This is a genomic window from Bdellovibrio reynosensis, from assembly GCF_022814725.1.
GTDB lineage: Bacteria > Bdellovibrionota > Bdellovibrionia > Bdellovibrionales > Bdellovibrionaceae > Bdellovibrio > Bdellovibrio reynosensis.
Window position 1 is genome coordinate 2,797,411 of the sequence record NZ_CP093442.1, and the last position, 23,086, is coordinate 2,820,496.

Annotated in this window: 24 protein-coding genes; 8 read left to right on the forward strand and 16 right to left on the reverse strand. The window is 42.6% G+C overall.

From position 1 onward, the window contains the following. Positions 1–100: 100 nt before the first annotated feature. Positions 101–574 carry an SRPBCC family protein gene (locus MNR06_RS13160; RefSeq protein ID WP_243536804.1) on the forward strand — a complete coding sequence of 158 codons (474 nt, stop codon included), beginning with the start codon at positions 101–103 and terminating at the stop codon, positions 572–574. 3 nt (positions 575–577) lie between these two features. Here MNR06_RS13160 and MNR06_RS13165 read toward each other — a convergent pair whose 3' ends face one another. Together MNR06_RS13165 and MNR06_RS13170 are read right to left on the reverse strand one after the other, a co-directional pair. Further along, positions 578–1,243, reverse strand: a complete 666-nt coding sequence (locus tag MNR06_RS13165) for a carbonic anhydrase (RefSeq protein ID WP_243536806.1) — start codon at positions 1,241–1,243, stop codon at positions 578–580. A 56-nt stretch (positions 1,244–1,299) separates the two neighbouring features. After that, positions 1,300–1,524: a hypothetical protein gene (locus MNR06_RS13170; protein ID WP_243536808.1), complete on the reverse strand. Its 225-nt coding sequence runs from the start codon at positions 1,522–1,524 to the stop codon at positions 1,300–1,302. Positions 1,525–1,685: 161 nt separating this feature from the next. Here MNR06_RS13170 and MNR06_RS13175 point away from each other — a divergent pair, with 161 nt between their 5' ends. The 3 genes from MNR06_RS13175 (at position 1,686) to MNR06_RS13185 (ending at position 2,945) form a co-directional block, all read left to right on the forward strand. Next, positions 1,686–2,096 carry a VOC family protein gene (locus MNR06_RS13175; RefSeq protein WP_243536810.1) on the forward strand — a complete coding sequence of 137 codons (411 nt, stop codon included), beginning with the start codon at positions 1,686–1,688 and terminating at the stop codon, positions 2,094–2,096. A gap of 17 nt (positions 2,097–2,113) precedes the next feature. Next, positions 2,114–2,470, forward strand: a complete 357-nt coding sequence (locus MNR06_RS13180) for a DUF1428 domain-containing protein (RefSeq protein ID WP_243536812.1) — start codon at positions 2,114–2,116, stop codon at positions 2,468–2,470. A 76-nt stretch (positions 2,471–2,546) separates the two neighbouring features. Then, a complete protein-coding gene (locus MNR06_RS13185; protein ID WP_243536814.1) occupies positions 2,547–2,945 on the forward strand; it encodes a DoxX family membrane protein in 399 nt (132 codons plus the stop codon). 34 nt (positions 2,946–2,979) lie between these two features. Here the strand turns inward: MNR06_RS13185 and MNR06_RS13190 are convergent, their stop codons facing one another. The 6 genes from MNR06_RS13190 to MNR06_RS13215 all read right to left on the reverse strand — a co-directional run bounded on the left by MNR06_RS13190 (position 2,980) and on the right by MNR06_RS13215 (position 8,852). Further along, entirely contained in the window at positions 2,980–3,741 is a 762-nt protein-coding gene (locus tag MNR06_RS13190; RefSeq protein ID WP_243536816.1) for an ABC transporter permease, read from the reverse strand. Then, on the reverse strand, positions 3,738–4,664 hold the full coding sequence (locus tag MNR06_RS13195; protein WP_243536818.1) for an ABC transporter ATP-binding protein: 927 nt from the start codon (positions 4,662–4,664) through the stop codon (positions 3,738–3,740). The genes MNR06_RS13190 and MNR06_RS13195 overlap by 4 nt, the downstream gene beginning before the upstream one ends. Positions 4,665–4,674: 10 nt before the next feature. Then, on the reverse strand, positions 4,675–5,523 hold the full coding sequence (locus MNR06_RS13200) for an MlaD family protein (protein WP_243536820.1): 849 nt from the start codon (positions 5,521–5,523) through the stop codon (positions 4,675–4,677). Continuing rightward, the gene (locus MNR06_RS13205; RefSeq protein WP_243536822.1) at positions 5,516–6,007 is read right to left on the reverse strand and encodes a paraquat-inducible protein A; all 492 of its coding nucleotides are present in this window, start codon (positions 6,005–6,007) and stop codon (positions 5,516–5,518) included. Before MNR06_RS13205 ends, MNR06_RS13200 begins: the two co-directional genes overlap by 8 nt. A 174-nt stretch (positions 6,008–6,181) precedes the next feature. Then, positions 6,182–7,849, reverse strand: a complete 1,668-nt coding sequence (locus tag MNR06_RS13210) for an ATP-binding protein (protein ID WP_243536824.1) — start codon at positions 7,847–7,849, stop codon at positions 6,182–6,184. A 346-nt stretch (positions 7,850–8,195) separates the two neighbouring features. Beyond that, positions 8,196–8,852 carry a L,D-transpeptidase gene (locus MNR06_RS13215; protein ID WP_243536826.1) on the reverse strand — a complete coding sequence of 219 codons (657 nt, stop codon included), beginning with the start codon at positions 8,850–8,852 and terminating at the stop codon, positions 8,196–8,198. Positions 8,853–9,102: 250 nt separating this feature from the next. Between MNR06_RS13215 and MNR06_RS13220 the strand changes: the two genes are divergently transcribed. Then, a complete protein-coding gene (locus tag MNR06_RS13220) occupies positions 9,103–9,585 on the forward strand; it encodes a hypothetical protein (protein WP_243536828.1) in 483 nt (160 codons plus the stop codon). An 82-nt stretch (positions 9,586–9,667) separates the two neighbouring features. Further along, positions 9,668–10,843: a class-III pyridoxal-phosphate-dependent aminotransferase gene (locus tag MNR06_RS13225; protein WP_243536830.1), complete on the forward strand. Its 1,176-nt coding sequence runs from the start codon at positions 9,668–9,670 to the stop codon at positions 10,841–10,843. Here the strand turns inward: MNR06_RS13225 and MNR06_RS13230 are convergent. Then, complete coding sequence (locus MNR06_RS13230; protein WP_243536832.1) at positions 10,840–11,337, reverse strand: SgcJ/EcaC family oxidoreductase; 498 nt, start codon at positions 11,335–11,337, stop codon at positions 10,840–10,842. The genes MNR06_RS13225 and MNR06_RS13230 overlap by 4 nt on opposite strands. A gap of 65 nt (positions 11,338–11,402) precedes the next feature. On the opposite strand from MNR06_RS13230, the gene MNR06_RS13235 reads away from it, so the two are divergent. Beyond that, positions 11,403–11,918 (forward strand): cupin domain-containing protein, encoded by a 516-nt coding sequence (locus tag MNR06_RS13235; RefSeq protein ID WP_243536834.1) that lies wholly within the window; start codon positions 11,403–11,405, stop codon positions 11,916–11,918. Positions 11,919–11,921: 3 nt separating this feature from the next. On the opposite strand, the gene MNR06_RS13240 is transcribed toward MNR06_RS13235, so the two are convergent. From MNR06_RS13240 to MNR06_RS13265, 6 genes are read right to left on the reverse strand one after another with little or no spacing between them, the layout of a single operon-like run. Next, complete coding sequence (locus MNR06_RS13240; RefSeq protein WP_243536836.1) at positions 11,922–12,887, reverse strand: ROK family protein; 966 nt, start codon at positions 12,885–12,887, stop codon at positions 11,922–11,924. A gap of 1 nt (position 12,888) precedes the next feature. Continuing rightward, the gene (locus MNR06_RS13245) at positions 12,889–14,334 is read right to left on the reverse strand and encodes an alpha-amylase (RefSeq protein WP_243536837.1); all 1,446 of its coding nucleotides are present in this window, start codon (positions 14,332–14,334) and stop codon (positions 12,889–12,891) included. 9 nt (positions 14,335–14,343) lie between these two features. Then, positions 14,344–15,387, reverse strand: coding sequence for an ABC transporter ATP-binding protein (locus MNR06_RS13250; protein WP_243536838.1), 1,044 nt, complete (start codon positions 15,385–15,387; stop codon positions 14,344–14,346). 1 nt (position 15,388) lies between these two features. Then, the gene (locus MNR06_RS13255; RefSeq protein ID WP_243536839.1) at positions 15,389–16,207 is read right to left on the reverse strand and encodes a sugar ABC transporter permease; all 819 of its coding nucleotides are present in this window, start codon (positions 16,205–16,207) and stop codon (positions 15,389–15,391) included. Continuing rightward, the gene (locus MNR06_RS13260; RefSeq protein ID WP_243536840.1) at positions 16,207–18,414 is read right to left on the reverse strand and encodes an extracellular solute-binding protein; all 2,208 of its coding nucleotides are present in this window, start codon (positions 18,412–18,414) and stop codon (positions 16,207–16,209) included. The genes MNR06_RS13255 and MNR06_RS13260 overlap by 1 nt, the downstream gene beginning before the upstream one ends. Further along, positions 18,414–21,011, reverse strand: a complete 2,598-nt coding sequence (locus MNR06_RS13265; protein WP_243536841.1) for an alpha-1,6-glucosidase domain-containing protein — start codon at positions 21,009–21,011, stop codon at positions 18,414–18,416. Before MNR06_RS13265 ends, MNR06_RS13260 begins: the two co-directional genes overlap by 1 nt. Positions 21,012–21,157: 146 nt before the next feature. On the opposite strand from MNR06_RS13265, the gene MNR06_RS13270 reads away from it, so the two are divergent. Beyond that, complete coding sequence (locus MNR06_RS13270) at positions 21,158–22,426, forward strand: carbohydrate porin (protein ID WP_243536842.1); 1,269 nt, start codon at positions 21,158–21,160, stop codon at positions 22,424–22,426. A gap of 61 nt (positions 22,427–22,487) precedes the next feature. Here MNR06_RS13270 and MNR06_RS13275 read toward each other — a convergent pair whose 3' ends face one another. Further along, a complete protein-coding gene (locus MNR06_RS13275) occupies positions 22,488–23,006 on the reverse strand; it encodes an asparaginase domain-containing protein (RefSeq protein ID WP_243536843.1) in 519 nt (172 codons plus the stop codon). Positions 23,007–23,086 lie beyond the last annotated feature (80 nt).

Sequence of the window (23,086 nt, forward strand, 5' to 3'; positions counted from 1 at the left end):
ACCTTGAGCCTGCGTCTGTCATATTTCTTTTAGCATGGCACTGAAGACTTTCTTTGGGAAGGGCATTGTAAATGTCATGATAGTTAAAAAGAGGACTGAAATGCCGGCAATAAGTGTAACAGATCGATCTATCGTTAGCTCACGGGTTTTTGATTATCCTCGCGAGACTGTTTTTGATGCGTGGATAAATCCAGAACAACTTTCCCGCTGGTGGGGGCCTAAAGGTTTTAGAAATACCTTTCATAAATTTGATCCCAAGGCGGGTGGTCAGTGGGATTTCACCATGCACGGCCCGGATGGCATGAACTACCAAAACCGCTGCGTATTTGAAGAAGTCATCAAGCCAGAAAGAATCATTTTCACGCATCTGCAACCGGGACATGAGTTTGAAGTGACAGCTACATTTCAAAAGGTATTGGAGGGACGCTGCAAATTGATTTTTGAGATGTTGTTTACTTCGAAAGATGAATGCGACTTAGTGCGAAGTTTTGTCTTAGAGGCGAATGAAGAAAATTTTGATCGCTTGGAACAAGTGCTTAACTCTACAGCTAAGCACATTGGAATTAATCAGTAAAAACTAAGTCACACCGTGACGGGTAAGTTCAAGCTGTCTGAATTTATTTGTGTCTTGGTCAAACTCCCAAAGTTCGCCTTCTTCAAGATCGAAATAAACACCGATGCAGCTTAATTGTCCTGATTCGACGGCTTCACGAACAAACGGGAAGGTCATAAGGTTGCGCAATGAAACTTTAATCGATTCCATTTCAGCGTAACGAATTCTGGTCTCTTCATCTTCGTTACCATGTTCTTGCATAACAACTTTGCGAGCGTCTTTAGCGATATTCATCCATTGGCTAACGAAACTATCTGGATTTTCTTGAGGTCCGCGCATCAAAGCACGAATCCCACCGCACTGGCGGTGACCAAGAATGATGATGTTTTCCACCTTTAGGTTTACAACCGCAAATTCCAGCGCAGAACTAGTACCGTGGAAACCAACAGCGGAAGGTTCGCACGGAGGCACAAGGTTAGCTACGTTACGAACAACGAAAAGCTCACCCGGTAAAGCTCCTGTTAAAATCGCAGGGTCTACGCGGGAGTCGGAGCAACCGATTAGGAATGTTTTAGGCGTTTGGCCTGAAGAAGCCAAGCGACGGTAAATGGAATTTTCAAGTTCTTCTTGAAAATACTTTTCTTTGAATCGTCTGAAACCCGCCATTAAGCGGACAAGTGCCTTGTTCATACCTAAACCTGTATTAAGATTCAGGCATCCGGTCAAGAATTAAACCTGTTAATATTCTAATGCGGTTCACTCCATTCACGTTCGAATTCAGTGCGATAATTGTTCATGGCGTTCTCTAAGCCTCCCAGGACCTCTATAGCGGTTTCAAACAACCCTTTGGCTCTGAGATCATCCATTTTTTGCACGTCTTCACGCAGGTGTTCTTGCAGCTCATGAAGCACCTTTGCCATGTTTTTGGCATGGGCCTTGGGGTCATTAGAAATGACTCGATCAATTTCCATAAGCTACCTCCTGTTGACACTTTTTAAAGTTTATCATTCCCAAGACTGGGGCTCAAACGAGGGTGTGCGTTGAATGTGTTTAAGCAGTCTGGATTTGGTTGAGAAAATATGAAAAGCGATTCAAAATTTTTCGATATTCCATTCAATCTAAAGGAGCGCGCATGAAAGACGTTAATACTTATTTAACATTCGATGGCAGTTGCAAAGAAGCTATGTCGTTTTACCAAAAGTGTCTTGAAGGTGAACTGCAGATGACGACTTTTGGCGAGTCTAATATGCCTACACCTCCAGAAGCCAAAGATCGGGTCATGCATGCGCGTATGTTTAAAGGTGGCATGACTTTAATAATGGCTTCCGACACAATGCCGGGCATGCAGTGCAGACAGGGTGATAACTTTTCAATTTCTCTGACTTGCGAAAATGCTGGAGAGGCAGAAAAATTCTTTGTCAGTCTTTCAGAAGGGGGGATTGTTAAGATGCCTCTGCAGGAAACTTTCTGGGCAGAGAAATTTGCCATGTTCACAGATAAGTTCGGTATCAACTGGATGATTAATTTAGAAAAGGCGCACTAACAAAAAAAGGATAATAAATGGCTTACGTTGATGGATTCGTACTAGTAGTTCCTAAGAAAAATATTAACATCTATAAAAAAATGGCAAAGCTGGCGGGCAAGGTCTGGATGGAACATGGCGCCCTGGAATACCGAGAAACCGTCAGTGATAATTTAAAGACTGAAGGTGATGTTCTTCCGTTTCCAAAAATGACGAAAGCAAAACCCTCTGATTATGTTTGTTTTTCCTGGGTGGTTTATAAAAGCAAAGCCCACAGAAACGCCGTGGTTAAAAAGGTCATGACGGATCCAAGGCTTCATGCTTATACAGAAATGCCTTTTGATATGAAAAAGATGAGCTACGGCGGCTTCAAAACAATCGTTGATCTTTCTTGAAGTGTGGATCGAAGCACTTAACTGTTGCCAAGAATCAGAAATCCGTTTGCAATATTAAAGGTAAAAAGGAGCATCAATGAAAAACAAATTACCTTTAATCGCACGTATTATTTTAGGACTTATTTACTTTGTGTTCGGATTAAACGGATTTCTGAACTTTATCCCGGCACCACCAACTATGCCTGAAGCCACTGTGGCATTCTTTAACGGCATGATGTCGACGGGGTATTTCTTTCCAGTATTAAAGGCGACTGAAACTATCGGTGGTTTGCTATTGTTATCTGGATTTGCGGCACCTTTAGCATTAGTGGTCCTGGCTCCGATCACAATTCAAATTGCACTTTTTCATGGGATCCTGACACCAGGCCTAGAAAATTTCGCGATCCCGCTATTGATGATCATTCTGCATGTGACTGCTGCAATGGCTTACTGGCCAATGTACAGACCACTATTTAATCGCCAAGTATATAAGTAAATCTTAACAGGTGGATTCTGTTAAAGAATCCACCTTACGCTTTGATTTTGTATCCGGTTCTAAAGATTCTCCAAACTGAAATTAAACAGATCACTAAAAATACCAGGGTTAATATCAAACTGGTTGTGACGCCAACGTCGGAAACTCCGTAAAAACTCCAGCGAAAGCCGCTGATTAAATATACTACCGGATTAAATAAAGAAATTTTCTGCCAAACGGGTGGAAGCATTTCGATAGAATAAAAACTGCCACCCAAAAAAGTTAACGGTGTCATAATCATCAGTGGAATGATTTGCAGTTTTTCAAAACCATCCGCCCAAAGACCTATGATAAAGCCAAAAAGACTAAAGGTCACAGAGATCAAGACCAAAAAAGAAAGCATCCAAACAGGATGTTCGACTTCATAGTTCACAAAGAATTTTGCCGTGATAAGAATGATTAGGCCCAATATAAGTGACTTTGTGGCTGCCGCACCGACATAACCCACGACGATTTCAAAAGCCGAAATAGGTGCAGAAAGAATTTCATAAATGGTGCCGGTGAAACGAGGAAGATAAATACCAAACGAAGCATTAGAAATACTTTCTGTCATGATCGAAAGCATAATTAGCCCGGGAACGATAAAAGCTCCGTAACTAACCCCTTGCATGTTTTCCATTTTAGAACCGATGGCAGCGCCAAAAACTATAAAGTACAAAGAGGTAGAAAGAACCGGGGAGGCAATGCTTTGAAACAAAGTGCGAAAGAAGCGAGTCATTTCGAAAGTGAAGATCGCTTTGATGGCATAAATATTCATTTGCTGCCTCCAATAAGCCTAACAAAAATTTCCTCTAAGGAGCTTTCCCGGGATTTGATGTCTTTAAACTCAATGCCGTTATTAATTATTTGTTTTAAGAATAAAAGAACGGCAGTCTCTTCTTTTTTCGAATCAAAACTGCATACCAAGGTTTCTTTATCTTTTGATAGCTCCACTTGAAAATCTTTAAGTCCAGATGGAACTTCACTTAATGGCTTTAAAAGTTGCAAAGTAAGCTGCTTTTTTCCAAGCTTCTTCATCAAACGATTCTTTTCTTCCACTACAATCAACTCACCCTTATTAATAACGCCAATCCGATCCGCCATCTCTTCGGCTTCTTCAATATAATGAGTGGTCAGAATGATTGTGACCCCTTTGTTACGCAGTCCTCGCACCATCTGCCACATATCGTGACGAAGGGAAACATCGACCCCGGCAGTGGGTTCATCTAAAAACAAAATCTCTGGCTCATGGGCCAAGGCTTTAGCAATCATCACTCTGCGTTTCATGCCTCCTGAAAGCGCCATGATCCTTGAATCTTTTTTATCCCACAGCGATAGATCACGAAGTATTTTTTCTAAATATTCTTTGTTACGGGGTTTACCGAAAACCCCCTGGCTGAATTGCACAGTATTCCACACGATCTCAAACATATCGCCAGTGAGCTCTTGGGGCACAAGTCCGATCTTTGCTCGCGCTTTTCGATATTCTTTGATGACATCAAAGCCGTCCGCCAAAATGGTTCCAGAAGTTGGATTCACGATGCCGCAAATCGCGTTGATCAGTGTCGTTTTGCCAGCACCATTAGGACCAAGCAATGCAAAGATCTCTCCGCGGTTGATTTTTAAGTTCACATTTTTTAGGGCAAGCAACCCTGAGGAATAAGTTTTATTAAGGTCATTGACCGAGATGACTTCATTCATGGGCGGCCCCTTACTTAGACTCTAAGACAGGGTTCCACTTTTCAAAATCCTTGGGCGGCTTTCCGTGCAAAGGAAAATGGGTGTGGCTTTTTGCCATGGGGCCTGGATTGTCGGGGGTAGAAAGTTCAATACCTCCACGTAAAGCTGTTTCAAAGGAACTGATTTTAATTTCTGATTTCAAAAGCCCCAGTTTTGCCTGCACTGCCATTTTTTCCCAGAATAGCGTATTGGTTCTAATCAGCCGCATGAACTTGTAGGCAAGATTAATTTGGACAATTACTTTTTGTGCCGTTTTAGAGATATTCACGTTGGTGACAGACCCGATTTTCATTCCACGAAAAGTGACCGGGTCGTCTACTGAAATGGAAGATACAAACGGTGTTTCTAAGTAATAAGTGGCCGTATCTTCGGTGGGATCTTTTGAGGAAGATCCTTCACGACCTTTAAAGTCCAACTCTTCGGGCGCATCATCTTTACCAGGTTGCACAGAAATATAAGTACCGCCAATAATAGTTTCTAAACCGGAAATTCCTTGAAGGGTGACTTGCGGACGAACAATCCAGAACTTCGATCCTTTAACTGCTATTCCTTTAATATCGCGAATCAGAGTCGCGTGGACTTTGACAGATTTATTATCATCAGCAAGCTCGACTTTTTTCACAGATCCGATTTCAATTCCACGATAACGAATCTCTGTCTTTTCCGGTTCGATCCCAGATCCATCATCGAAAGTTATTTTAATCTCAGTTCCAGATTCTTGCACCCAACCATAGAACAGATAAGCTGAAATCAGCAGGGCAAATATTGGAAAAAGCCAAAGATACCATCCGGTTTTAAGAGATTCTAACTTCTTACCCACCTTCTTGCTCCTTATGATTTTCCCAAAGGATTTCTGGTTTAAAATAAGCGGAGGCCATCATTGTGAAGATCACAACTAAAGCAAACATCAATGCACCAGGTTCGGGTTCCACATTTGTCCAAGAACCCAATTTCACAACAGCGACAAGCACCGCCAGTAAAAAGATATCCAACATCGACCAGCGCCCGATGACCTCAACGATTAGATATAATTGAGTTTTCAGTTTTGTGTGTTTGCCGTTCTTAGCCGTGAGTGAAAGATAAAAAAGGATCGCAAGCTTGATCAGAGGAATAACTATACTCGCCAAAAAAACGACAAGTCCGATGGGCCAATGCCCCTTATCCATCAGCTGCACAACACCACCCCACACCGTCGCTGACTGGCGGTTGCCGTAAAGTTCTAAAGTCATAAAGGGAAACATGTTCGCGGGGAAATAAAAGATCAGAGCGGTTAATGAGAAAGCAAAGGTAAGTCGCTCTGACATGGGCGAGTAAACTTTGTTCTTACTGCCACAGCGTTCACAAATAAAACTTCGTTCATTCCTGTTTGGGTTTTGAGGAAATCCACAGATGCGACAAATATGACGGGGCTTTTCAGCAGAATTGGCCATGTCATATTTTAGTTTAAAATTTTGAAAGGACCTATTTGATAAAAGGCACTAGACAACGACTTTAGACATCTGGTTTTCAATGGCTGCAACCAGATCATCGTAGGTCATTGGCTTAGCAAGGTAGCCTGACATGCCTGCCGCTTTACATGCTTCCCGATCTTCATCCATGGCACCCGCTGTAAGAGCGATAATAGGAATCTGGCTGAAGTTTTTTCCCGAAGCGCGAATCAAGCGTGTGGCTTGATAACCATCAAGCTCCGGCATGCGACAGTCCATCAGCACTAGATCAAAGGTTTTTACCTGAAGGGCTTCAATGGCTTCTTTACCATTGCTCACGATGGTGGGTTGATGTCCCATTTTTTCTACCATTTGGCCAGCAACCAAGCGGTTGGTCAGGTTGTCATCAGCAATAAGAATTTGCAGTTTACGAGTGCTTAGATCCACAGACTTAGTGACAGTCTTTACTTCGGCCTTCGGCGCACTTAAATGCATCGGCAAGGTAAATGAAAACAGCGAGCCTTCATTTAGCGCGCTCTTCACTGAAATATCGCCATTCATTAGTTCCACTAGTTGTTTACAGATAGATAAACCAAGTCCCGTACCGCCGAAACGACGGGTGGTCGCACTGTCAGCCTGGGTAAATGGTTTAAATAATTCTTGAACAGTGGTTTCAGACATACCAATACCGCTGTCTTTCACGTCAAAACGAACTTTAGCGGTTTTTAAATCTACACTTCCAACTTTTTGAGCCGTGATTTCAACTGTGCCAGATTCTGTAAACTTAATGGCGTTATTGATTAAGTTAATAAGAATCTGTCTGAAGCGAATCGGATCACCCACTACAAACTGAGGGACCTCTGCCTTAATCGTCAACACAAGCTTCAACGTCTTCTTTTCAGCTTCAAAGGCCAAAGCGCGAGTCACTTCGTTTAAAGTCTGATGCAAATCGAAATCAATATTTTCCAAATTCAGCTTACGGGCTTCAATTTTAGATAAATCCAAAATGTCGTTGATGATTCCCAATAAAATTTTGGCTGAAGTATCAATGATCTCTACAAATCCTTTTTGTTGAGAATTTAGCGGAGTGTCCTTAAGTAAAGAAGTCATTCCCACAACCCCATTAATGGGCGTGCGGATTTCATGGGACATGTTAGCCAAAAATTCTGACTTAATTTTGGCACCCTGGTTGGCGGCCTGTTCAGATTTTCTGATGGCGATAACTGCACTTAACAAGCCGGCAATCAAAGTCAGCGTATTGATTTGTTTTTCATTGAAAGCATTTACTTCAGTGGAAACAACTTTTAAAACTCCAACAACATGGCTTTTATGAAATAGCGGAACGCAGATCATGGATCTAGCGCCGACGCGACGGCAAGCCTCGCGGTCTACGCGGTAATCAGTTTCTGAATCAGAACAGTAAAGAATTTTTCTTGATAGAACAGACTGACCCGAAAGACTTGAAACGATCTTAAGCTTTACGCCCAACATGTTTTCTAATGAACCAGTGCAGGCCACATACACCATGGAGTCTTCTTCCGCCATTTCCACGACGGCACCTTTTGCTTGTGTGATCTCTTGGGTACGCAAACAAATCAGTTTTTTTAGCTGGCGCAGTTCAAGTTCCGACGTTGCAATTTCTTGTTGCAAGCGAATGATCTCAGAAAGCTCTTTGATCTCTTGAGATTTTGAACTGTTGAATAATCTTTTAAAAACCATGGCTTAAACCTTATCGGTGGAAGTTTCCGGCTGATGAAGAAAAGGTCAAAATTTACTGCCTGAATGTGAATAGACCTAAATTCTGAATCAGTCGTATCTTTTCCTTCGTCTAGAAATGTCCGTTAACAGGGGTCTGGTCTATTTTAAAGGGAGGTCATTTCCTATAACAATAAGCCATGCGCAAAAACGAAATTACATTTATCAAAACAGATATTAGTAGAAGAGGAGTGATCCCTGCGATGCACTCTCAAACAGTCTTTATCGCGATGGTCGCCTTTTTATTTGTTCTAGCGATCACGTAAAAAAAGAAGTCATCCCCCGCGGAACGACTTCTTTTTTTAAATCTCTATTGAACTGTGATCCACACGTTTGTTTTACCTACAGCTCTTACGAGTCGATTGAACATATAAGCATTATTAGGATGCATTCGGATGCAACCATGGGAAGCTCTTGTTCCAAGTTTTGGCCAGTTGCCTTGTGGCGTTCCATGCAAAGCAAAACCACCGCTAATAAAGACAGCATAAGGCATATTGCCTAAGCCATTATAATCTCCACCTGGATATCTAGAGGATGTATAGCGATCGTAAATACGTCCGTTGGGATGTTTATCAAAGTTAGGTGTGCCTCGTCCTGAAATGCCAGTAGATACTAACCAGGAACCTCTTAAACTACCGTTTTGGTAAAGGTAAGCACGTTGTGATGATTTCACCACTTGGATCCATACAGCACAGCTGCTGCGATAGCAGGTAGCTAAACCGATGATCTCATTAATTGATGGTTCAAGATGAGCGGATTTCCCAGTCTCTTCTTCATAAACTCTATCGTAGTACTCTAATATTTCTTCAACGTTGGGATCAAATGGATCTAGCTCTTCGATCATGTTAGGAATTCTGTCCTCTTGCACATCTGCCCTTGTCGTTTGCTCGCCCTGCGCATTTACATTCGGGGAAAGTATTAGGGAAAGCAGGAAACTCATTACTAGGGTTGAAGGTTTTGTTTTCATGTCACACCTCATTTCAACAAGTGTTATCTGGCTTTTATTTTAGTACGTGCGGTCAAAAACGTTGGTGAATTCTGGAAAAAGATGGGTAGGTGACATGAAATTACTGAATTCAGTGCGGAGGTCGCACTCGACTTGGAATGGCAAGTAAGAAAGAATTTCTTCTGAAGTCTAGCTTTAGAACTTTCTATAATTTTGATGATTTAAACTGAATAATTATATTTCGGCGGGGAAGTGTGGTAAAGTTTTGCGGATGAATAATTCCTCATGCGCCATTTGCCATAGTCCGAAAGCTCCGCATACTTGCGGTATTTGTTCTGATTCTTTATGTAAAAACTGTGCGCAGTTTTTGGAAGAAGATACTTTTTCCTTCATGCGAAAGGTTCCTGAACAGTTGAAACACAATGTTTACTGTTCGCCTTGTTATTCTTCACAAGTCGAACCCGCTATTGCGAAGTACGACGATATGATGAAGCAGGCAAAAAACCTTGAGGTTTATTTCAAAGATCAAGGCAAAGAAACCCGCAATTTTAAAAGAGACGTTCCAAGCTACAAGATCCCTAAATGCACGGATCGTGAAGAGACTTTGTTGCGCTTGGCTTTTTTTGCCGTTGAAGACGGTTACAACGCCTTAATTGACGTTGATTTGCGCTCTGAAAAAATCAGAAACGGTTCTTATCAAACATTGAACTGGAGTGGGACAGCGTTACCCGCAAATACAAAGGCGCGCAGGTAACTTGCTAAAGACCTAGACCGTTAAAGGTCATCGTCAGTTTATTTCTTAAGTCAGTTAGACTACCTCTTAAAGAGGTAAATCTATGAATTTAAGACAACTCGACGAAAAATATTTATCCCGCAGTTCAGATCCTGAAAATATTGAAGTTATTAAAACTAAAGGCAGTTTTATCTACGATGCCAAAGGTAAAAAGTATATCGATTTTACCATGGGTTGGTGTGTGGGAAACGTCGGTTGGAATAACGACGAAATTCGCCGCAAACTAAAAAGTTTTAATGGCCCTGAGTATGTAACCCCTCATCATTTGTATAAGTCCTGGGTAGAACTAGCACGACAGTTAGCTCAAATCACCCCAGGGAAATTGCAGAAAAGCTTTAGGGCTACGGGCGGCACAGAAGCTGTTGAGCTTGCACTGCAAGCAGCTATCAGTCATACGCGCAGACATAAATTTATTTCGATTGAAGGTGCTTATCATGGCGACTCGATCGCTGCCCGCAGTGTGGGTTCACCAGATTTTGGGAGGTGGCATCCTCTTTTTCCGTGTTACCGGTTATCACCTCCATTAGATGAGGCTTGCGCAGATTCAGCGGAAAAATGGCTGAAAAATCGCGACATTGCAGCTGTGATTATGGAGCCTGTGATCTGCAATCTTGGAGTTCTTATCCCTGAGCAAAAATTCATGGAACGTATCCAAGAGTTGTGCAAAAAATATGGAACATTGTTCATCGTTGATGAAGTTGCTACAGGCTTTGGTAGAACCGGTAAAATGTTTGCAAGTGAACATTTTAATCTAGAACCAGATATCTTATGCGTCGCTAAGGCTATCACCGCGGGATTTGCGCCATTAGGAGCTACGATCACTACGGAAGAAGTCGCTAAATCCATGATGAGTCATGAAACCGGATACTATTCTACTTATGGCTGGCATCCGCGTAGTGTGGATGCAGCCTTAGCTACAATTCAATTTCTTTTAAAGCATCAGGAGCGTTTAGAAAGTAACACTCTGGACATGGGCGCTTATTTTTCGGAGCGACTGAATCAAATGAACTTTAAGGGCAAAGTCGAAATCAACGTGATGGGTTTAGCGATTGGTGTGCATTTAAAGAATAAAAACTATGGCGAAGACATTGTCGAAAAGGCCCGTAGACGTGAACTTTTATTATCCGAATCTGACAGTGGATTTACAATGTTCCCGGCTTTGGATATCGATTTTAAAACCGCCAAAGCAGGGCTTGATATCATCGAAGACTGTATTTAGAAACCTTGGGCGCCTTCGGGTGCCCGGGAATTTTCAGTGAGTTCTTCTTGCAGCTCTTCCGTCATTTCTTCGACCATGTGGGGTCTGCCGTGGAAAGCCGCGGGCGTATTCTGAAATAACGCCACTTTCCAAACATCATTTTCTTTAGTCGCGATTAAACTTTGAATGGCATTCACTGCCGGGTTGATGTCTTTACCGCCAGGAGGAACCATTCCAGCAATCGCGTGAAGTTTCGCCACGTGCGCAGAAATGAACTGAATTTTTCTGATCTTTTGCACAAACGAAGCCGTGGGATGATCGAAAAAAACAGTCGCAAGATGTTTTCCAATTTCTGACTGACCTTCAATGAAGCTGCCGTCAAAACCAATAAGGTTTCCTTCGTCTTGGAAAAGGTTTGCCATATCTGCTGCACTTCGATTGTTCCAAGCCTCAATCAATTTGTAGTAAAGCAGACGCACTTCATTTTCTTCTTCATGATGGATAGTTAGTTTCATAATTAAATCGTCGCGAGCTTTTTTAAAAAAGTCATTAAAGTGCTTTGAAATATTTCGGAGTAAGAATGGAAACTAACAAACGACATAAGAATGTAGCTAGTCTTTCAGAAATGAAGCCCTTTGAATCTACGAATGGCCGATTTAGTGTGACCGCAAAGAATCTGTCAATCCCTGCTGGGGCAAAAGAACTTGGATGCAATTGGTTTGAACTACCGGTGGGGAAAACTTCTTTTCCATATCACTTTCATACAGGCATTGAAGAAGCGATCTACATACTAAAAGGTCAAGGCACCGCAAGAATCGGCAAAGACCAAGTGGAAGTTAAAGAGGGTGATTTTCTTTCTTTTCCAGCAGGCCCTGAAAATGCCCACACCTTGATTAATTCAGGAACTGAGCCCATGCAGTACTTATGTTTTTCAAATCATTCCCATGTAGATATCATGGGCTATCCTGATTCAAAGAAGATTGGCTTTTATGCCACTCCAGATCCCGCGGAGTGGCCTCAGAAAAGTGCTTGGGTCAGAATGATGATAAAAGACCAACCCAACATTGATTATTTCGAAGGCGAGAATAAAGACTAATGACTATTTTTTAAGAGCTAAATACGGAAGATAACCAGCACCTAGAACACCCGCGTGGTTTTTCGTCTTAGCTACTTCGATCTTACATTCAAAAGCAGGGTTCATTTGTTGAATCATGCGTTTGTAGTGGCTTTTTAGATCGTTAAAATAAAGGTTTTTAATTTTAATCAAACCACCAGATAAAAAGATTCGTTCTAAGTTATAACCAATAGAAAGATCATAACAAAGACAAGCTAAGGCCCAAGACATCTCTTTAAAAAGAACTTGGTATTTTGCATCTTTTGAAGCCACCAACTCTTCAACTGAGCTTCCCTGAAAACCCATTTCTTTCGCTCTTCTTAAAAGACCCGTGCCTGAAGCAACACCTTCCACCGTGCAATGGTGAAGTTTATCAGGGCTTTCTTGAAGCTTTTTAAAATCAACGATGGTGTGACCATACTCTGAACCCATGCCGCGGCTTTGCGCTGGGAAACCATTAAAAATGACGCCTGAACCAACGCCAGTGCCCACACTCACGACAGCAAAAGAGCTCATACCCGCGCCGCCGCCAACCCAGCCTTCAGCTAATGCAGCTGCAGTGGCATCGTGTTGGAAGTAAACTTTTGTTTTAAAGCCACGTTTTACGACTTCTTTTTCAACCAAGTCACGGATAGGAACGATTTTCCAGCCAGGGTAATTCACCGGATGAATCAATTTCCCTTCAGCAGCGTTCAATGGACCCGCGCTTGCTAAACCAATTCCTAAAAAGTTTTTGCCAGTAGTTTCTTTAGGGAAGCGTTGTTTGAAATCCAGGGCAATATCAGCCATCAGGCCAATAACTCTTTTTTGAGTTTGCACGGCAGATTTTTCGCGTTTCATATCAACAGGCACTTTGATGAAATCAAGCATAGTGCCGTTGTTATCAAGTAAAGCTGCCGCTAATTTAGTACCGCCAAGATCAAAACCAATGGTGTAAGTCTTTTTTTTCATATTATTTGATTTTAGATTTAAAAGGAGACGTTTTTAATAGAACAACTGCTGACATAGGTTGAATGGTGGCATGAACCCGGCCACGGTTATCAACTTCAAAGCTTTCAGAACATGTTTTAGTGCGAGGATTGTAACTGCCGCTAACGATATTGCAGTATTCACCTTGGGGAAGTGACGTTTCAAACTCTCTTGCAACTGTTTGACCGCCAAGATTCATCACTACAAAGCCAAGACCACCGCGACCGAAGGACAATAGATCTGTTCCGTTGGTCCACCAGTTATTTACGTAAAAGGCTTTGTCGGTTTGATTGCGGAAATTCACCATTGCTGCCACTTCAGGCATGCGGTGTTCGCAAGTCCAATTAGCAAGACAATTCAAACCATTATCAAGCACTGGGTGCGATTTAAGATCGCTAGTTAATGGCGGACCTTGATCAAAGCTGCCAAAACTATATCCAGAATAAAGTTGCGGATATCCATAAGGCCAAGCCAGCATGAAAATCTGCGCTAAACGATAGGCTTTACGATTATTGTAAAAGCCAAGAATTTCTGCATCGCCGTGACGTTCTAGATCGTGATTCGTCACGAACACAATTGAATCTTCGCTGCGCGGGAAACCTTGAGCCAAATGCAAAAGACCGCTGATGTTCTTCTGAGTGATATTGCGAGAAATCGCGCGTGGATAGTCATAGGCCATGACATCACCATAGGGAAGGTACTCGCTATATTCTACCGGTCCACGGGGATCATAGATCACTTCGTGATAGATATAGCTTGAACGCTTTAGCTTAGAATAAATGGCCGCTAAATCTTGAGATGGAATGTGTTTCGCAGCATCTATGCGGAAACCAGCAACACCCAAATCCAGAAGATGATTTAAATACTGAGCCAAACGATTGCGCACATTTTCTGATGAAGTCGATAAATCCGCTAAATCTACCAGCTCACAGTTTTGCAATTCATAGCGGTCGTTAAAGTTAATGATGTTGTCATTGCCGTTTCTGCCGCAGTGGTGGAAGTCATTATAGTTATAAAGACCTGGATAATCATAGTGTGTGAAACGCGTGCCACCAAAACCAATACCACCAGGAATTCCCGTGGTGTGATTTAAAACCGCATCGACATAAACATCGACGCCGACCTTTTGGCAGCGGCGAACCATGTCGGCAAATTCAGCCTCATTACCGCTGCGCGAATTTAAATTATAACTGACGACTTGATAACGTTCCCACCAAGGATTGTTTTGCCACATGATGTGTTCGTGGGGTGGGGAAACTTGAACTGCAGAAAAACCAGCGGGACCAAGATAAGATTCACACTCTTGAGCAACGTCTTTCCACGGCCATTCAAACAGGTGTATGTACACCGTGCGGGTCCCTGCTTGAACTTGAAGGGCACAGAACAGAGTTAAAAAACTCAAGATCCGGGCCCAGATTTGGAAGGACATGAAGTCTCCCTACAAACGTTTATTTAGTCCCGATTTCTTATCAAACAGGTGACCCTTTGTCAGGTCGATCTTCAGCGTTACGCTCTGATTTTTTGTAAAGGTAAAGCTAGAATCCACAAGAATTCTGACGCTTTGGCCGTCCAAGGTACCGTGTAACATTTGCTGACCGCCTAAATTCTCTGAAAGTTCAATTTGATAGCTGCCCAACTCAAATTCGTTTGGTCCTATAACGCCGTTTCCAACCTGAAGGGCTTCAGGGCGAACTCCGAGGATATTCTCACCTTCTTGGGCTTCTTTCCAAGGAAGTTTTTTCACAACATTGCCTTCAATAAAGTTCATTTCAGGGGATCCAATGAAACTTGCGATGAAGAGGTTCTTAGGCTTGTGATAAATTTCAGAAGGGGTCCCAACTTGTTCAATAGAACCATCTTTTAGAACCGCGATGCGATCACCCATAGTGGTTGCTTCCATCTGATCGTGGGTAACGTAAATCATCGTGGATTTTAAGTTCTGATGAAGACGTTTAATTTCAACACGCATTTGGCTTCTTAAGTGCGCATCCAGGTTCGATAAAGGTTCGTCAAACAAGACAATAGAAGTTTGACGAGCTAAAGCTCTTCCCAAAGCCACACGCTGACGTTGGCCGCCTGAAAGTTCTTTTGGTTTTCTTTCAAGCAGGTGAGAGATTTGCAAAAGATCTGCAATTTCATTTACGCGTTTTTTAATTTCATCAGCAGATTTTTTCTGAAGCTTTAATGCAAAGCCCATGTTTTCAGCGACGTTCATGTGCGGGTATAAAGCGTAGTTTTGAAACACCATCGCGATGTCGCGATCTTGAGGCTCGCGTTTAGCGATGGATTGGCCTTTAGCTAAAATATCGCCGCCGTCCAAAGTTTCAAGGCCAGCAAGAGTTCTAAGGAGCGTGGATTTACCGCAACCTGAAGGACCTACAAGAACAAGAAATTCACCACTCGCAATTTCTAAATTGATGTTTTTTAGAATTTGCAGATCACCAAAACTTTTAGAGCATTGTTTAAATTGAATTGTTGCCATTTTAACCCTTCACGCTGCCGATAGTAAGACCAGAGACCAAGTAACGAGAGATACTGATAAATAAAACTAAAACTGGAACGCTGACGATCAAGGCGCCAGCGGCATAAAGACCCCACTGGGTCGCAAGACTTGCTTGGAAAGAACGAAGTCCCAATGGCAATGTGTAAAGTTGCGGATCCTGTAAGACTACCGCCGCGATAACGTATTCACTCCAACTAGCAAGGAAACTGAATAGCGCGGTGATAACCAAGGCCGGTGAAGAAACGGGTAAAATGATTTTATAAAAAGTCTTCCAACGGCTGCAGCCGTCAAGAAGGGCTGCTTCTTCAAGTTCTTTAGGAATAGTGTCGTAGTACGCCTTCATCTGCCACACGCAGAAAGGCAGGGCTGTAGAAGAATAAATGATGAATAAGCCCCAGAAGCTATCGATCAACTCCATTTTAGAAAGAATAATATAAAATGGCAGGATCAACATTGTTGGCGGGAACATCTGAGTTGCTAGCAATGAAAACAACATTAGATTTCTGCCGCGGAATCGATAGCGAGACAGGGCATAAGCGCTGGTTGAAGCGAAAGTAACACCCAATAACGTTGTGACAAAAGAAATGAAAAGAGAATTTCTAAGCCACAATAAAAAGTTCGTCGCCGTGAAAAGGTCGATGAAGTTTTTAACTGTGGAAGTTGATGTGATGATCTCTAAAGATTGCGATTGAAAGGCGTTGTCGCCACGTAATGACACCGACAACACATACAGCACCGGATAAATCGAGAAAATCGCAAATAAGAGAATGCTAAACCAAGCAAGCATCTTTTTAATCATTATTTCATTTCCTTTCTAAAGTGGTTCGCTAAGGAAATTAAGCTCCACCCAACCAGGATTAGGAAAATTAGAACAGAAACAGCCGCCGCGTAACCATAACGGTAAAGGTTGAAGGCAGCCTTATACACGTAGCTCACTAAGATGTGAGTTTGATCGCCCGGTTCACCACCGTTGCTGACAAGCCATACGATATTCAAATTATTAAACGTCCAAATACAGCCAAGCAATGCTGCTGGAACCATGACCGGCATTAATAAAGGCAAAGTAATATGTCTGAAACGCTGCCAAGCATTGGCTTTATCCAAGTACGCCGCTTCGTAAAGAGTGTGCGGGATAGACTGTAAACCACCTAAAGCAACAATCATCATAAACGGGAAGCCTAACCACACGTTCGTTACGATACACGCCGCAAACGCCGTGAATGGCTGACTTAACCACTGCACCGGGGACATATGTAAGAACTGCTGCAGGAACTGATTAATCGGACCGTATTCCTGATTGAACATTCCACGCCAAGTTAAGGCTGTGATGTATTGGGGAACGGCCCACGGGATAATAAATAAAGTTCTCCAGAACGCTTTCGCCGGAAGAACTTGATTAATAATCACCGCTAAGAAGATCCCGATGCTAACGTGGAAGAACACGTTCACCACAGTCCAAATTACAGTTTTTAATAATAGCGAATAAAACTTAGCATCACCCAAAGCAGCAACATAGTGCTGAAATCCAACGATGGACCAGTTCTGGAAAGTCAAAAGGCTGAAGTTAGAAAACGAAATCGCGATGTTATAAAAGAACGGGTAGATGATAACCGCGAAGATCCCGATGAAAGCCGGCAGCATCATGTAGTACACGAATTTTTGTGGGCCCTGGAAACCTTTAACGAATGTCATCAGTGAATTGCGGGTGAACCAAATTAAAGCAATCACCAAGAACAGACTTAAAACCTTAATAACAGTAGAACCAAAATCTGGCTGAACAACTTCATTCATCGCAGAGATTTGCTCTTCAGCAAGTTTCTGTGCGCCTTCCGCTGCTTGGTCAGGAGTCAAAGTGCCAGCTAAAAGTTTTTGGTACTGAATACGCAAGCTATCCCAGACGCCACGCACTTCAGGTACTACCGGCATCGGAGTTCCCACTTCCATGATGTTTGAAGAGATCTGCAATAAAGGATTTGTTTTAACGGCTTCAGTTTCACGGATTTTTAAATTCGATGGAAGAACGCCTACACGCTCTGTGAACATCATTTGAACTTTGTCTGAAGTTAAATACTTAAGAACTTTGATTGCTGCAGCCAAATGCTCGGGATTTTTAATATTGGCATTTAGTGAATACCCGGCTGTTCCAACCAAAGGACTTGGCCATTTTTGCGTACTGACGATCATTGGAATACGGGCAATGCCGAAATCCATCTTCGCGTCTTTATAGTCACCCCAAGACCAGTCACCATTGATCAACATCGCAGCTTTACCCTGCTTGAACAAAGCGTTGGCTGTTTCGTAGTCACACTCTTTTGGGATGATTTTATGTTTGTCGCGAAGTTCTAGGATAAATTCAAAAGTCTTGCGAAGTGCTTGGGTGTTTAATTGGGGCTTTCCATCCGTCGTCATGAATGGTTCACCGAAGGCCGGGATAAACGGGGCAAAGAAGAAAGGCTCAGTATAGTTAAACACCAAACCATAACGATCAATACTGCCATCGCCATTCGTATCTAAGGTGTGCTGTTTTCCTAGTGCGATCAATTCATCAGAATTCTTAGGCGGGTTTGTAAGAAGCTTTTTATTATAAATCAGCATCAAGTGATTACCGACAGCACCACCGATCATGTAATGCTTGTCTTTGTAAATCGGCGTCGCTAGTGGATCAAACTGATTGAAATATTCTGGTTCTAAAACCTCATCCAATGGACGGATGATATTCATTGCAGCGAACGGTCCGATTTGGTCGCTGGGACCAAAAACTAATTCGGGTCCGCTTCCGCCCATGGCTGCTGCTTGATAACTTGAACGAAGCTCTTCAGTTTCACGGTAAGTTTCCTGAATGTAGATATCAGGATTTTCTTTTTCAAAAGCTCTTAGGGCATCAGACAGCACCACCCGGTGTCCATAGATCATTTGATGCCATAACTGGATACGGATGGGTTTGGCTTCAGAAAAAGAGCCAAACAGCAGGGCAGAAAAAAGAAGCGGGAAAATAAATGTCTTCATCAGCGGTTCCGAATGTGAGCTTGAAGTTGAAGGACTAAAGTGGTGCGACCAGGAATCTGTACGCTTTTCATTTCAGGTTTAAGTACGACCTGGGAAAGAACGGAATCGATTTTTTCATCAAACAACGGGTGAAGCTTCCAAGTGTTTTCAAGTACAGGGTGAGTGAAATTACGTGCTTCACGGGAAGCATTAAAGAACACCAGCAAAGTTTCAGAGTTGTTTTGTAAAAGCATAGCGATAAGACCGGGCTCTGCTTGATGGTCGTTATCTATGAATTGCAAAGTTCTTGTTACATCCGCTGTAGAGTTTAATTTAAATAAATCACTGCTGCAACGAAGGCGTAATAACGCTTTAAAGTACGCATTGGTTTTTGCAATTTGTTCTGAAGTGACTTTCATTTCAGGATTTTGCAAACGCGGTTGCCAGAATCCCCAGTCATTTAAATTCTTCCAAGCTGGAGGAAGTCCCTCGCCCCAGAAATTGGTAGTGCCTGTCCAGTCGATGCGATTAAAGAAATCCCCTGAATCGTAACTGTCTTGATCGCCGTTTTTGGAACGCAATAATTCCGTGCCTGATTCAACAAACGGAATTCCTTGTCCTAATAAAGGGAATGATAAAGCTAATTGGTGAATTCGACGGCGCTCTTCACTGTTAGCTGTATTTGGTGTGCGATATCTGGTTCCGTGGGGAGCTTTTGCTTGAACCGCATCCCACAAACCGTAACCATCATGGGCAGAAACATAATTGATGGTTTCAACCGTGTTTTTAGCAAAGGCCACAGGGCTGTTACGGAAGCGAAGATCCCCAGCTCTGATAACGGTGCCTAGGTGTTCGCGGAATCGGTAATCGCGCAAGTTACCTGCAAGGCCCACCTTGATCACATCACCATAGTGCAAAAGTTTGCCGCGCTGATGGTCAGGTTCGACAGGGGAGTTGCGATTGGCTGGATCGAAATTGAAATCAAAGAACAATCCCGTCGCAAAACCTTGATCTGATTTTTCATGGGAATTAGTAGTCCCACCACGAACCGCATCTCTTAAACGATCATTGAAAAAACCATAGTCTGTGCCATAGGAATTTTCTAGGGTCATTGAATCGCGGGGATATTTCTCGTTAAAGGAACCGAAGGTCCAACCTTCTCCGTAAAGAAGAATTTTTGAACCATCAACGCCATCTTGAGCTATCGTCAATGATCTTACGGCCTGACGAATGCGCTCCATAGTGGCTTTTGAATGGAAAGACATCAAATCAAAGCGGAAGCCATCGATCTTGTAAGTTCTTGCCCAGTACAGAACCGCATCTATCATCAGTTTTTCCATCATCCGATTTTCGCTGGCAGTGTCGTTACAGCAAGAGCTTTTGTGAACTTTGCCTTCATCATCAAGGCGGTAGTAGTAAAGCGGAACTATCTTATCAAACACAGAATAAGGTTCTAGCTGTTGTTCATAGGTGTGATTAAAGACCACGTCTTGAACAACTCGTAAACCTAAGCCGTTAATCGCTTGCACCATTTGGCGCACTTCGCGAATGCGGTTCGCGCCATCGCCATCAACAGCGTAGCTGCCTTCAGGAGTTAAGAAGTGAACAGGATCATATCCCCAGTTAAAGGGATCTGTTTTTCTCATACCGCCAATCACGCTTTGCGGTTCTTGCAGATTTGAACTTGGTCCGTCGTAATTTTCCCATTCAGACTTTTTTTCTTTGACGCTACCGAAGTCATTGAAAGGCAAAAGGTGCAGGTGAGTTAGTCCAGCATTCGCTAACTCTTTTAGGTGTTTTACGCCTGAAGAATTATGCTGAGTGAACGCCAAATAAGTTCCGCGGTACGTTTCTGGGATATTTTCCTCAATAGCGCTGAAATCACGAATATGCATTTCGTAGATCACAGAATCATTTAAAGAATTTAGACGTGGCTTTTGTAAACTGCTCCATGAAGGTGGAGTTGTCTTTGCAGAATTTAAGTTCACTAGTTGGGATTTTTCACCATCTAATGCCAAGCTTAGACTGTAAGGATCAGTCACCAGCGTAGTTTCAAAACGATCTAAAAGCGGTTGGAAAACTGTAACTTCAAACAGATAAAAATAGTTTTCATAGGAAGCAGGTAAATTTAATTCCCAAACACCTAATTCATTGCGTGAAGAAGCTAGCACTTCAGCTTCAGCAGCATTCGTCGTTCTATTTTTGAATAAATGAATTTTTACGGACTGAGCTGTTGGTGCCCACAGTTTGATCGAGCATTGTTTAAGCCCGCACTGGCCGCCTAAATCGCCGGCGTTATAAAAATATAAATCATCCAACAAGCCTGAGTACTGCACAGAGGTTGTATCTAGTATCGTGCGATTGTTATTAGAAATAACGACCTTTAAAGGACGACGAATAAGTTCATCGATTTCGTTTTTCGAAAGGTGTCCAGTACTTAAAACTGCGTGGGAATTTTCAACTGCAAGCAATGGTAAACTTACCGAAGTCGCACTGTTTAGCGGCGTCGCCGTTTCCATAAAGAAGAATTGAGTATTGGCGCTAACGTAAAATCCAGGAGGTAGTTTCAACTTCAACTGAGTCGAATTAATCCAATTTGCTCGAGCATCTGCAGCCATTGCTTGTCCGCAATAGATGAAGAAAAAACATAGTAAAACCCAGCAGATATTTTTCAGAAAACACCCCTCTGTATTCAGTCTCTCTGCGTAATTGCTAGTCAGGCGCAGACTTTAGTGGTTAGCCTCGGGTTTTTCAAGGAGCGACAATGAAAAGTTTGAAGTGGTTTGTTATTTCTTTACTGTGGGTTTCGACCAGTTTCGCTATCGAGCCGGAATTTATTGGTTATCTACGTGGTGGAACAGGAATCAACCTTGAGGGCGGTAAAAATAACTGCTTCTACAACCAAGGAATCCCGGGTAATTTCATGCGTTTAGGTAACGAGTGCGAATTCTATACAGAGCTTGGAATCACGTTTCCTCATAAAAAAGCTGATGAACAAGATACAAGCTATTTTAAGACGCACTTCCGCCTGGTTGCAAAGTCCCCAGGGGTACGTCAATGGGAGTCTGCGACAAATTCGATCGCTCAGCAGCTTGAAGCCTTTATTACCGTTGGTGGCCTAAATGAAATCCCTGGTGAAATCTGGATTGGTAAACGTTTTTACCGTGACGCTGATTCGCACATTATGGATTGGTTCTACTATGCTGACATGAGTGGTGTTGGTGCAGGTATCGATAATCTTTCAGTTGGTACTGGTAAACTTGCAGTAGCTCATCTTATTCAAGGTAATGATGATCCGGCTATTACTACTGACAACGGAACTCCGGTAAATCAGTTTTTAGACATTCGTTATAAGTCGGTACCAGTGATGGAAGATCAAAACATCAACTTCTGGGCCGTATACGGTTTCGGTCAAGAAAGCACTGATGGTGCAACTGAGTACGCTGATCGCAGTGGTTTTGTTTTAGCGACAAGATTAAATGGTCCGCTTTACACTGGTAACAACAACTTCGCAGTTCTTTACGGCACAGGCTTGATGCGTGATTTTAATATCTATGGATCGTCAACATTGCCAGTGGCACAAGATCACTTGAATGACGCTTGGACTGTGCGTGTAGTGGATGACTGGGTTCGCGATGTGACTGACAAATGGGCCGTTATGTTCACAGCAGCGATCGAACATTCTGACAGCGGTGCAGACACTAATAGTATCCGCCAAATGCAAATCATTGGTGTTCGTCCAACGTATTATGTGACTGATCGTTTCCAAATGGTTTTTGATGCGGGATTCTCTCGCGTCAATGACGAATCTGAAGGTGCAGCTTTTGAAAATCGCGATCTTTCTCGCTTTACAATTGCTCCGCAAATTTCATTCAAGAAATCAGTATGGGGTCGTCCAGTGATGAGATTCTATGTGGCTCATTCAACTTGGTCTGAATCCAATAAATCAAAAGTTGCGGTGGGGCCTGCAGCAGCTTTTGCTGATAAAACTTCCGGCACAAACGTCGGCTACCAGTTTGAAACTTGGTTTTAAAAAATTAAAAAAGGGATCTGCGAAGATCCCTTTTTTAATGCCCAAAATTTCAAGAAAAAATCTAGAAGCTTTCGAAAGTTCCTTTTTCCTTATTCTTTCTAACATTCGGTAACGAGAATACCTGGTTGTGGAATGAAATATAAAATCCTGGATTCAAAAGTTTTGCTGCCAGTAACGCCTCTGTTACATTTTGAGTAGCATCACTGTCATCAAATCCCATCGGAATCATAGCTCCCGTAAAAACCACCGGAACTTTCGGTGTTCCCATTTCTTTAAAACAGTATTCTGCAGAAACGTGCATGGTGTCTGTACCATGCAGGACAACGATAGGACTGCCTCTTTGCATTTGATCTTTAACGGTAGCTGCAATCAAACTGCGATCACCGTCAGTCATGTACAATGAATCTTTGCTTAATAGCGGGTAGACCATGATGTTGGTATAAGGCAGTCGCATTTTTGAAAGAATGCGATTTTTAATACTGGTTCCGCGGTTTTCCAAAGAGCCATCGAATTCATTATATGTTTTTTCAATGGTCCCACCGGTAGTGATGATAATTACGTCTTTAATTGGTGTGCTCATGCAAAGTGATCCTATGCCATTGTGGTTTAAGTAGCAAGGTGGCAGGTGCTCATGTAGCATATAGCCAATATAGAGGTTTG

Coding starts and splice junctions, on each gene's coding strand:
- MNR06_RS13160 (WP_243536804.1), top strand. CDS start 101: ATGCCGGCAATAAGTGTAACAGATCGATCTATCGTTAGCTCACGGGTT.
- MNR06_RS13165 (WP_243536806.1), bottom strand. CDS start 1,243: ATGAACAAGGCACTTGTCCGCTTAATGGCGGGTTTCAGACGATTCAAA.
- MNR06_RS13170 (WP_243536808.1), bottom strand. CDS start 1,524: ATGGAAATTGATCGAGTCATTTCTAATGACCCCAAGGCCCATGCCAAA.
- MNR06_RS13175 (WP_243536810.1), top strand. CDS start 1,686: ATGAAAGACGTTAATACTTATTTAACATTCGATGGCAGTTGCAAAGAA.
- MNR06_RS13180 (WP_243536812.1), top strand. CDS start 2,114: ATGGCTTACGTTGATGGATTCGTACTAGTAGTTCCTAAGAAAAATATT.
- MNR06_RS13185 (WP_243536814.1), top strand. CDS start 2,547: ATGAAAAACAAATTACCTTTAATCGCACGTATTATTTTAGGACTTATT.
- MNR06_RS13190 (WP_243536816.1), bottom strand. CDS start 3,741: ATGAATATTTATGCCATCAAAGCGATCTTCACTTTCGAAATGACTCGC.
- MNR06_RS13195 (WP_243536818.1), bottom strand. CDS start 4,664: ATGAATGAAGTCATCTCGGTCAATGACCTTAATAAAACTTATTCCTCA.
- MNR06_RS13205 (WP_243536822.1), bottom strand. CDS start 6,007: ATGTCAGAGCGACTTACCTTTGCTTTCTCATTAACCGCTCTGATCTTT.
- MNR06_RS13210 (WP_243536824.1), bottom strand. CDS start 7,849: ATGGTTTTTAAAAGATTATTCAACAGTTCAAAATCTCAAGAGATCAAA.
- MNR06_RS13215 (WP_243536826.1), bottom strand. CDS start 8,852: ATGAAAACAAAACCTTCAACCCTAGTAATGAGTTTCCTGCTTTCCCTA.
- MNR06_RS13220 (WP_243536828.1), top strand. CDS start 9,103: ATGAATAATTCCTCATGCGCCATTTGCCATAGTCCGAAAGCTCCGCAT.
- MNR06_RS13225 (WP_243536830.1), top strand. CDS start 9,668: ATGAATTTAAGACAACTCGACGAAAAATATTTATCCCGCAGTTCAGAT.
- MNR06_RS13230 (WP_243536832.1), bottom strand. CDS start 11,337: ATGAAACTAACTATCCATCATGAAGAAGAAAATGAAGTGCGTCTGCTT.
- MNR06_RS13235 (WP_243536834.1), top strand. CDS start 11,403: ATGGAAACTAACAAACGACATAAGAATGTAGCTAGTCTTTCAGAAATG.
- MNR06_RS13240 (WP_243536836.1), bottom strand. CDS start 12,887: ATGAAAAAAAAGACTTACACCATTGGTTTTGATCTTGGCGGTACTAAA.
- MNR06_RS13245 (WP_243536837.1), bottom strand. CDS start 14,334: ATGTCCTTCCAAATCTGGGCCCGGATCTTGAGTTTTTTAACTCTGTTC.
- MNR06_RS13250 (WP_243536838.1), bottom strand. CDS start 15,387: ATGGCAACAATTCAATTTAAACAATGCTCTAAAAGTTTTGGTGATCTG.
- MNR06_RS13255 (WP_243536839.1), bottom strand. CDS start 16,207: ATGATTAAAAAGATGCTTGCTTGGTTTAGCATTCTCTTATTTGCGATT.
- MNR06_RS13260 (WP_243536840.1), bottom strand. CDS start 18,414: ATGAAGACATTTATTTTCCCGCTTCTTTTTTCTGCCCTGCTGTTTGGC.
- MNR06_RS13265 (WP_243536841.1), bottom strand. CDS start 21,011: ATGGCTGCAGATGCTCGAGCAAATTGGATTAATTCGACTCAGTTGAAG.
- MNR06_RS13270 (WP_243536842.1), top strand. CDS start 21,158: ATGAAAAGTTTGAAGTGGTTTGTTATTTCTTTACTGTGGGTTTCGACC.
- MNR06_RS13275 (WP_243536843.1), bottom strand. CDS start 23,006: ATGAGCACACCAATTAAAGACGTAATTATCATCACTACCGGTGGGACC.